Annotated in this window: 9 protein-coding genes and 1 pseudogene; all 10 read right to left on the bottom strand. The window is 65.7% G+C overall.

Annotation, left to right across the window (positions count from 1 at the left end; all coding sequences use genetic code 11):
* Nucleotides 1-51 precede the first annotated feature (51 nt).
* Nucleotides 52-486 (bottom strand): NlpC/P60 family protein, encoded by a 435-nt coding sequence (locus AC5DC2_RS19130; RefSeq protein ID WP_491699617.1) that lies wholly within the window; start codon nt 484-486, stop codon nt 52-54.
* The gene (locus AC5DC2_RS19125; protein ID WP_491699616.1) at nt 483-1,373 is read right to left on the bottom strand and encodes a DUF2163 domain-containing protein; all 891 of its coding nucleotides are present in this window, start codon (nt 1,371-1,373) and stop codon (nt 483-485) included. Before AC5DC2_RS19125 ends, AC5DC2_RS19130 begins: the two co-directional genes overlap by 4 nt.
* On the bottom strand, nt 1,370-2,011 hold the full coding sequence (locus AC5DC2_RS19120; protein WP_491699615.1) for a phage distal tail protein, Rcc01695 family: 642 nt from the start codon (nt 2,009-2,011) through the stop codon (nt 1,370-1,372). Before AC5DC2_RS19120 ends, AC5DC2_RS19125 begins: the two co-directional genes overlap by 4 nt.
* Before the next feature lie 112 nt (nt 2,012-2,123).
* On the bottom strand, nt 2,124-2,708 hold the full coding sequence (locus AC5DC2_RS19115; RefSeq protein WP_024706494.1) for a phage tail tape measure protein: 585 nt from the start codon (nt 2,706-2,708) through the stop codon (nt 2,124-2,126).
* A pseudogene (locus tag AC5DC2_RS19110) lies at nt 2,708-2,887 on the bottom strand (rcc01693 family protein); the annotation flags it as partial. The pseudogene AC5DC2_RS19110 and the gene AC5DC2_RS19115, both read right to left, overlap by 1 nt.
* A 47-nt stretch (nt 2,888-2,934) precedes the next feature.
* Entirely contained in the window at nt 2,935-3,315 is a 381-nt protein-coding gene (locus tag AC5DC2_RS19105) for a gene transfer agent family protein (protein WP_024706495.1), read from the bottom strand.
* Entirely contained in the window at nt 3,312-3,722 is a 411-nt protein-coding gene (locus AC5DC2_RS19100) for a phage major tail protein, TP901-1 family (RefSeq protein ID WP_024706496.1), read from the bottom strand. The genes AC5DC2_RS19105 and AC5DC2_RS19100 overlap by 4 nt, the downstream gene beginning before the upstream one ends.
* Before the next feature lie 34 nt (nt 3,723-3,756).
* Nucleotides 3,757-4,164, bottom strand: coding sequence for a DUF3168 domain-containing protein (locus tag AC5DC2_RS19095; protein ID WP_491699614.1), 408 nt, complete (start codon nt 4,162-4,164; stop codon nt 3,757-3,759).
* Nucleotides 4,161-4,490 carry a phage head closure protein gene (locus tag AC5DC2_RS19090; RefSeq protein WP_036235844.1) on the bottom strand — a complete coding sequence of 110 codons (330 nt, stop codon included), beginning with the start codon at nt 4,488-4,490 and terminating at the stop codon, nt 4,161-4,163. Before AC5DC2_RS19090 ends, AC5DC2_RS19095 begins: the two co-directional genes overlap by 4 nt.
* On the bottom strand, nt 4,490-5,057 hold a 568-nt coding region (locus AC5DC2_RS19085; protein WP_024706499.1), incomplete at its 5' end, for a head-tail connector protein. The genes AC5DC2_RS19085 and AC5DC2_RS19090, both read right to left, overlap by 1 nt.

The raw sequence follows: 5,057 nt of genomic DNA, 5'->3' as shown, positions 1-5,057 counted from the left end.
GATAAAATAGGTTAGAGCGTCCTTTGTGCGTCCGAATGGACGCACGGCGCTCTAAAGCGCGGGAAAGCGGAAGACGCCGGCGATCCGGCGCCGCCATGAGGGGACGAGCGGGGAGCGGATAACGCCCGCCTGCTCGTAAGCGTGGATGAAATGATCCGGCCCGCTGAGGATCCCGGCATGCTTGGCCGCATACTGCCGACGCCAGCGAAAAAGCAGGATATCGCCCGGCAACATTTCATCGGGACCGAGAGCCGGTCCGCAATAGCGCATCGCCGCCTCGAGCAGCCGCTCGGTTCCGCTGCGCTCGGCCCAGTCCGGCGCATAGGGAACGTCGATGCCCGGCGCCGCGCCATAAAGCGCGCGCCAGACGCCGCGAATGAGCCCCAGGCAATCGCAGCCGACGCCGATCTCTGCCGCCTGATGCCGATAGGGCGTGCCGATCCATTTCTCGGCCTCGGCGACGGCCCGGTCTCCCGTCACCGTCATTTGAACAGCGGGCTCCCGTCATGGGCGCTCTCGCCATTTACATAGGAATAGGCAAAGTCGGCGCCGGGCACATGGGGAAAGCCACGGAAATTCAGGTGATTGCCGAATTTTGTCCGGCAGGTGGAGAAGGCCTTGTCGCACCCTGCCGTCAGACGGACCTGATCGCCCGTCTCGGGCAGATGCTCGAGCGGCAGCCAGAGATCGACGCGCATGCCCCCGGCAACGGGCGCATTCCCGTCGATGTCGAAGCTGAGGCCGGCAAGGTCGCCGCTTTCGAGACGCGCCGTGCCGTGGGCGAAAAATCCCTCGGCGAAAGCACCCGTCCCGGCGATCACCAGCCGGGTTTCGCTTTCGACGGCCAGAACCGTCCCCGTGGCGAAAAAGCCGGCGCTGTCGGGATCGAATCCGCAGGCGGCATCACCGAAAACCGCGTCACAGCGCCGCGTAAAACTGCGCCCCTGCGGTTGCGCCAGGCGATGCGCGCGCGAACGCAGTTCGGCCTTGAAACCGCCGCCTTCGCGCGACACCTCGCCAATCTCCAGAACCTGAAGGCGCTGATGCTGTTCGGGCGTCTGCCAGTTGGCGAGAAAGACCTCGACCCGCGCGCCGTCATAATCGCCCCGGGCCAGCGCCTCCTGGGAAATCGCGTCACTGGAAAAGCCGCCAACGACCTCGTTGGTGCTCGCGGCGAGCCCCTCTTCTGCCTCGAAGCCCGAGGAGAAAAAACCGCTTGCCGCCTGAAACTGTGTTCCCGCAAACACAAGATCCCGGTCATGCTCGGTAAAACCAAGCACGCTTCCGTTCCGAAGCGACAGCCGCCAGCAGTGGCAGACCGTTGTCGCATCCTGCCCAAGATGGGCTGCGAGCGCCGCGTCCAGTGTTCTCATGGCATGATCTCCGTCAGCGGAACCGAAGGCACGCTCCCCGCATTGAAGGCCTTCATGTTGATGTCGATCCGGTCGATCGCAAAGCGGACCGGAACGTCGAAGGAGAAGCCGGCGAATATCTCCGTTCCCGCAGCCGGTATTGCGGCTGCCGCAAAGGTCACGATGCCGGTTGTCGTATCGACAGAGAAGTCGGAGCCGGGGATCTCGACGCCGTCGACGGACACCCGGACAGACCCCGCCACAGGCTTTTCGATCGTCCTGACGAACGAAGCCGCAGGATCACCATAAGTCTTGACCAGTTGAAACGTCGCCGTGGATCCGTCGCCGCTTGCGATCCGCTGATCCGTCGGCCCTGGCTCCGCCAGAGGGCCGCACGACTTGAAATCCACCGGATCGCGGAAGCGGAAGCCGTAAAGCTCGCCGCCGCGCGCCTCGAAGAACGCCGTCAGCTCGTAAAGGTCCGCCACCGAGCGCAGGGCCGAGCCCGCGTCGTAGGAGCGCCTGGAATTTTTCCAGCGCTGGTTGCGGTTCTCCCGCCCGTTGGACAGGCTGACGATATCCGTGCGCCGCACCGGCCCGCCGCTGACGGAAAGCGACAGCCTGAGCGGGAAACGCACCTCGTGAAAGCTCGCGCTCATGATGCCTCCCTCGGAGCATTTCGCAGTCAGACGGAAACATCTGGCGTTCGCGAAAATGCGTCAAAACAAATAGATAGAGCGGTGCCGCTTTTCCCAGAAAGGCGTAACCGTTCTAGAGATTGCGCTGGCCGGTGCGCACCGCCCTTGCCAGCATCGCGGAAATCTGCCCCTGGCTTTTCTGGAAGCTCGCGGCGTCCTGGGCCGTGACATTGAAGACGATCTGCGGCCCGCCGCCGCCCCCGGATGCCGATACGCCGAGCGCGCCGTCCGGCCCGCGTTTCAGCGGCAGGATCGCCTCGCTGCCGGCCTCGCCCATCAGCCCGAGCCCGCCGCTCATCGGAAAATAGGTCGGGCGCGAAACGACGCCGCCATCGGCAAAGGGCGTGATCCGGCCCGGCACGCCGCCATTGGCATGGGCGACGACCTGGATCAGGCCATCGGCGAGATTGCCGATCTGGCCGGAGATCGCGTTCTCAAGCGGCTTCAGCGCCGAACTCAGCGCGAGTTCCGAAAGTCGCCGACCGAGGTCGCCGAGAACGCTCTGCAGCCCCTTGCCGGAAAGCGTCGCATCCTTGAGCGCGCCGGTGATCGCTGTCGAAAACCGGTCGGATTGCGCTTCCAGGTCGACAAGCACGTCATAGAGCGCACTCGCTCCGTTCGCCGCATCGGCGAAATTGTCGGCTGTATCAGCTTCCATCACGTTTTCCTCGCATCGTCGGGATAGCGCATCATCATCTCTTCCAGCCCCGCGCGTGTCGGATAAGGTCCTGCCGGCGCGAAGGCGCCGGTCATCGCCGCGAACTCGACCGGCGTCAAAGACCAGAAGTCCTCGGGTTTCAGCCGCAGCAGGCAAAGCCCCGTATGCAGCGCCGAGCGCCAGGGGAAAGGCTCGGCGCCGGGAGGTTCGGGGCCTGCCGCTGCGGCTAGGAAGGGTCCGGCCTAGCCGCGCCCGCTGGCGCGCGCTCCGCCTCCCCTCCCGAAAAGGTCACGGTCAGCAATTCGCCGACCAGTTTCGCATAGGCGGCCACGCCGCCCTCCATGCTCATTGCCGCCACCTCGTCATCGTTGATGGCATTACCGCCGCCGCGAAGACCGGCGCCGATAATCGCTATCAGGTCGCCTGCTCGCAGCCGTCCGGAGCCGAGACGCCCGCCGAGGTCGCCGAGGCCGTCCGCCGAAAACGCCGTTTCAAGCTCCGCCAGCGCGCCGAGCGTCAGGCACAGAATGCGGCGTTCGCCATCGATCACCGCCTCCACCTCGCCGCGATGACGGTTGGCGCGCGCGCCCTTTCCGCCGATCGTCATGAGAGCGCTCCAAAGCTGATCGCTCCGGCCGATTCCAGCGCGACGTCGAACTGCAATTCGCCATTGTGCTGGCCCGAATATTCGAGCGAAGTGAACTGGAAGGGGCCGGAGAGCGTGCCGAAGCCGGGGATGACGATCTCGCTACTCACCAGCGCCCCGGCAAAAAAGGCCGCGCGCACCGTCTCATCGGAGGCCGCGTCCTTGAAGATGCCGCTTGCCGTCAGCGAGGCGCGTTGAATACCGGCACCGCCAAGCAGTTCGCGCCAGCGCCCCGCACTTTCAGAATCGGTGATATCCACAGTCTCGGCGTTGAAGCGCAACGCCTTCGACCTGAGGCCGGCGACCGTCTCGTAGGCGGCTCCGTTATGCAGCTTCAGCAGCAGGTCCTTTGCCTTCTGGGCTGTCATCGTGATCTCCGTGGTCAATCGCTAAAAGGGTCGTTCAAAAGGGTTCCGTCACCGCGCGAAAGCGCATCTCGGCAAGGAAATAACCGGTCCGCGCCAGCCGCCGCACCCGGCTCGCGCGATGCAGCAGGCTGACGAGGGCGAAGCCGGAAAGGGAAAGCGGCGCATCGTGCAGCAGCGCCCTGACCCGCGCCTCGATCGCCTGCACCGCCTTGCGCCCATGCGCTTCCGACCAGATCTCGAGCGTGAGGAAATGCTCGCTGCCTGGCTCGGTCGCCGTCGAATAGTCGCGCGTCTCGCATTCGCCGAAGACGATTGCCGGCAGTTGCGGCCGGTTCAGCAGCCGATCGAAAATCGCATCCGGCCCGATCAGGGCCGTCAGCGCGGCGTCATTGGAAAGCGTCGCGTGGATCGCGCTCAAAAGCGCGTTTTCAGCCGAGCTCATGGCCTCTCCTCCTCGCAGCGGCAGACGGTATAGCGGCCCGTCTCGTCGGGATCGCGAAAGCCCGCGAGCCTGAAGATGCGCCCGCCCCGCACCAACCGCATGCCCGGCACGAGATCGCCGCGCGCCCGAAGCCAGATTTCGTGCGTCACCCGAAAGGTTTCGCCGCCGGCCTCTTCGCTGGAGGAGACCGAAAGCGGCTCGACCCTGGCCCAGGCCTGGGCGAGAAGCGAATAGGTAATGCTCGCGCCGCCCTGTCCGTCCGGCGTCGCCACCGGCGTCATCAGGTCAAGGCGGTGGGAGAAGGCGCCGGGATCAAGCGTCACCATCACAGCCTCCAGGCCTTCAGCGGCGCGATCAGCCGGTCATAGCCCTCCGGCGCGCCGGCGGGCTGCTGATCGGCGGCAATGACGCCGCGAAAGGAAAACATATGGGCGACGTGCCGCAGGATCGCCTGTTTGGCGACATCGGGCACGTCCGCCGCCGCTCCGAAGCCGGCGGTGAAGTCGACCTCGATCCCGTTGCACCCCGCCCTGCGGCCGGCAAGTCCCGGCATATAGAAGCGGGCCGGGCGCGCGCGGCCGTCCAGCCGCGCCTGATCCTGCGGCACTGCCGAGGCCATGCCCTCGCGGTCATAGACCGTCACCGCCCCGACCGATTGCACCGGCCCGTGGGCAAGCGACACCATTCCGCTCGCCGGCCAGTCATCGCGGTAGAGCCGCCATCCTTGCGTGACAAGCGAAAGCCCGCTCACCATCTCCAGATAGTCGCGGGCCGTGGCGATAAGGTCGCCGAGAAGCGCATCCTCATCGCTGCCGTCGAGGCGCAGAAACGCCTTGGCCTCGGCAAGGGTCACCGGCTCTTCGGCGGCCGGCGTGATCAGGGCATAGCTCATC

The organism is Martelella sp. (assembly GCF_984369615.1).
This window is presented reverse-complemented; position numbering and strand designations above follow the sequence as displayed.

Bases quoted from the DNA above. Each gene is read 5' to 3' on its own strand.
- AC5DC2_RS19130 (WP_491699617.1), bottom strand. From the start codon at position 486: ATGACGGTGACGGGAGACCGGGCCGTCGCCGAGGCCGAGAAATGGATC.
- AC5DC2_RS19125 (WP_491699616.1), bottom strand. From the start codon at position 1,373: ATGAGAACACTGGACGCGGCGCTCGCAGCCCATCTTGGGCAGGATGCG.
- AC5DC2_RS19120 (WP_491699615.1), bottom strand. From the start codon at position 2,011: ATGAGCGCGAGCTTTCACGAGGTGCGTTTCCCGCTCAGGCTGTCGCTT.
- AC5DC2_RS19115 (WP_024706494.1), bottom strand. From the start codon at position 2,708: ATGGAAGCTGATACAGCCGACAATTTCGCCGATGCGGCGAACGGAGCG.
- AC5DC2_RS19105 (WP_024706495.1), bottom strand. From the start codon at position 3,315: ATGACGATCGGCGGAAAGGGCGCGCGCGCCAACCGTCATCGCGGCGAG.
- AC5DC2_RS19100 (WP_024706496.1), bottom strand. From the start codon at position 3,722: ATGACAGCCCAGAAGGCAAAGGACCTGCTGCTGAAGCTGCATAACGGA.
- AC5DC2_RS19095 (WP_491699614.1), bottom strand. From the start codon at position 4,164: ATGAGCTCGGCTGAAAACGCGCTTTTGAGCGCGATCCACGCGACGCTT.
- AC5DC2_RS19090 (WP_036235844.1), bottom strand. From the start codon at position 4,490: ATGGTGACGCTTGATCCCGGCGCCTTCTCCCACCGCCTTGACCTGATG.